Source organism: Streptomyces sp. (assembly GCF_019510245.1).
GTDB lineage: Bacteria > Actinomycetota > Actinomycetes > Streptomycetales > Streptomycetaceae > Streptomyces.
Genome location: NZ_JAEKKT010000474.1, coordinates 1 through 2,459, shown reverse-complemented (window position 1 = coordinate 2,459; position 2,459 = coordinate 1). Strand labels below are relative to the sequence as shown.

Below are 2,459 nucleotides of genomic sequence, written 5' to 3'. Positions count from 1 at the left end.
CGCGGCGCACAGGCCGCGTGCCAGTTCCTCATCGCACGGCGGCTTCTCCGCGGCCCGGGTGCGAGCACCGGCGGATCGCGTGTTCGTGGTCATGGGCTGGTCCCTCCTGCCGTGCGTCCCGTGATGGGGCCGGAATGCCGCTCGCCGAACCGCTTGCGGTCGGCGGTCGGCACAGTGGCCGAGCGCCTGCGTGCCAGTGTTGTGAGCTGAAACGACGCAGACAACATGCGTCGTTTGTGCGTCGTACGATGGAGGATATGAGCCCGGACAGAGATGACGGTGATCATCAGGGCGCGTCGCGTGGCGGCGGGCTGACCACCGGTGAGGTGGCGAGGCGTCTGGGGGTGGCACCGACCACGGTCCGGTCCTGGGACCGCCGCTACGGTCTGGGCCCCACGGCGCACACGGGTGGCCGGCATCGTCGCTGGACCGCCGTCGACGTGGCGCGGCTGGAGCGGATGTGCGCGCTGACGGCGACCGGACTGCCGCCCGCCGAGGCCGCCCGTCTGGCGCTGGACGAGGCGGGTCCGCGGGCGCCTGCTCCGCAGGTGGCTTCCGTTCGGTCCGCGCTGCCGGCGGCCCGCGGCCGGAGCCGGGCCGGCACCGGCCTGCGCCTGGGCGACGTGCGTCAGGAGTGCAAGGGAGTCGCCCGTGCGGCCCTGCGTCTCGACGCCGCCGCGCTCGACGGGTTGCTTGGCGCCGCGATCGAGGAACACGGCCTGGTGGCGGCGTGGTCGGAGGTGATCATGCCGACTCTGCAGGCGGTCGGCCGCAAGTGGGAGACCTCGGGCGAGAGATACGTCGAGGTCGAGCACTTCCTGTCCTGGCACGTGTCCGGTGTGCTGCGGCGCCATGCCCCGCCCGCGGTCGCCGACCGGCCCGGCGCCACGACAGTCCTCGCCTGTGTACCCGGCGAGAACCACACGCTGCCGTTGGAGGTCCTGGCCGCCGCCCTGGCCGAACGGGGCCTGCCGGTACGCATGTTCGGTGGCGCGCTGCCCGTCGAGTCACTCGTGGCCGCCGTACGCAGAACCGGTCCGGCCGCGGTGGGTCTGTGGGCGCAGTCGCGTACCACCGCGAGCCGGCCGCTGGCCCAGCACGTGGCCGCGCTCGAATGGGGTGTGCGGGGCGCCCGCAGGAAGCCGGTCGTCCTGACGCTCGGGCCCGGCTGGGCCGGGCAGACCGTGCCGGGGTCGCCGCATCCGTCCGGGCTGGCACATGCCCTCACGGCGGTGGAGTCCATCGCTCTGAGGTGACCTGGTGCGTCCGCTGGGTACCTGGTCGGGCGGACGTGCGGAGAGCGCCGGCTCCACTCCGGCTGGTCTGTGTCCGGCGCATCCACCGGCGGCCCGGGCACGGAAGACAGGGCGAGGAGAGGGAGGCCGCCGGCGTGCCTCTGCGATCAGGAGTGAGACGTGGACACCAACGGCGCACCGGTGCTGGGAGCCGCCGCCACCGACGGCGGCCAGTCCGACGCGTACGACCCCGCGTTCAGCGCCCTCGCGGTACGCGATGCCACCGCCGAACGGCGTGTCCGGTGAGCCGACGTACTGAGGCCCCCGCGGAGACCTCCGACGTGATCATCGTCGGCGGCGGCGCGTCCGGACTCAGCCTCGCGCACCACCTGGCGGCGACCTGCTCCTCCACCGTCACCCTGGTGGAAGCGCCGGACGGGCCGCGGCGGCCGCCCGAACGGACCTGGTGCTACTGGGAGCGCGGCACCGGCGACTTCGCCGAGGCGGTCAGCGCCTCCTGGTCCCGGCTCCGCGTTCACGGCACCGACGGCCGGACGATCACCGTGGACCCGTCTCCGCTGCGCTACCGCATGCTCCGGTCCACGGCGTTCGAACAGCTGGTGCACTCCCGGCTGGCCCGTTCACCCGGCTCGCGCGTCCTGCGCGCCACCGCGGACACCGTGCAGGACACGGCCGACGGCGCCGAGGTCCGCTGCACGACGTCCGACGGCCGGACGCTGACACTCCGCGCCCGCCACGTGTTCGACTCCCGCCCGCTGCGCTCCCTGCCCCCGGCCCGGACGCTGCTGCTGCAGCACTTCCGCGGCTGGTACGTGCGCACCGACACGGACCGCTTCGACCCCACGGTCGCCGATCTGATGGATTTCCGGGTGCCGCAGCCGCGCCACGGACTCGCCTTCGGCTACACGCTGCCGCTGGCGCCGGACCGGGCGCTCGTCGAGTACACCGAGTTCTCCCGTGCTCCGCTGACCACGACGGCGTACGAGGCCGCTCTGGCCCATTACTGTCACGACATCCTCGGCCTCGGGGCGTTCACCGTCGAATCGGCGGAGCAGGGCGTCATCCCCATGACCGACGCGCGCTTCGCCCGCCGGACCGGGCCCACCGTCTTCCGGATCGGGACCGCGGGCGGTGCGACCCGCCCGTCGACCGGCTACACCTTCGCCGCCGTGCAGCGGCAGAGCAGGGCCGTCGCCGCCGCCC

Annotated in this window: 3 protein-coding genes; all 3 read left to right on the top strand. The window is 73.9% G+C overall.

Annotation, left to right across the window (positions count from 1 at the left end; all coding sequences use genetic code 11):
- The first annotated feature begins 257 nt into the window (after positions 1-257).
- A complete protein-coding gene (locus JF597_RS54250; RefSeq protein ID WP_294014508.1) occupies positions 258-1,256 on the top strand; it encodes a MerR family transcriptional regulator in 999 nt (332 codons plus the stop codon).
- A gap of 159 nt (positions 1,257-1,415) precedes the next feature.
- Positions 1,416-1,541, top strand: a complete 126-nt coding sequence (locus JF597_RS54245) for a hypothetical protein (protein ID WP_294014506.1) — start codon at positions 1,416-1,418, stop codon at positions 1,539-1,541.
- On the top strand, positions 1,538-2,459 hold a 922-nt coding region (locus JF597_RS54240; protein WP_294014505.1), incomplete at its 3' end, for a lycopene cyclase family protein. The genes JF597_RS54245 and JF597_RS54240, both read left to right, overlap by 4 nt.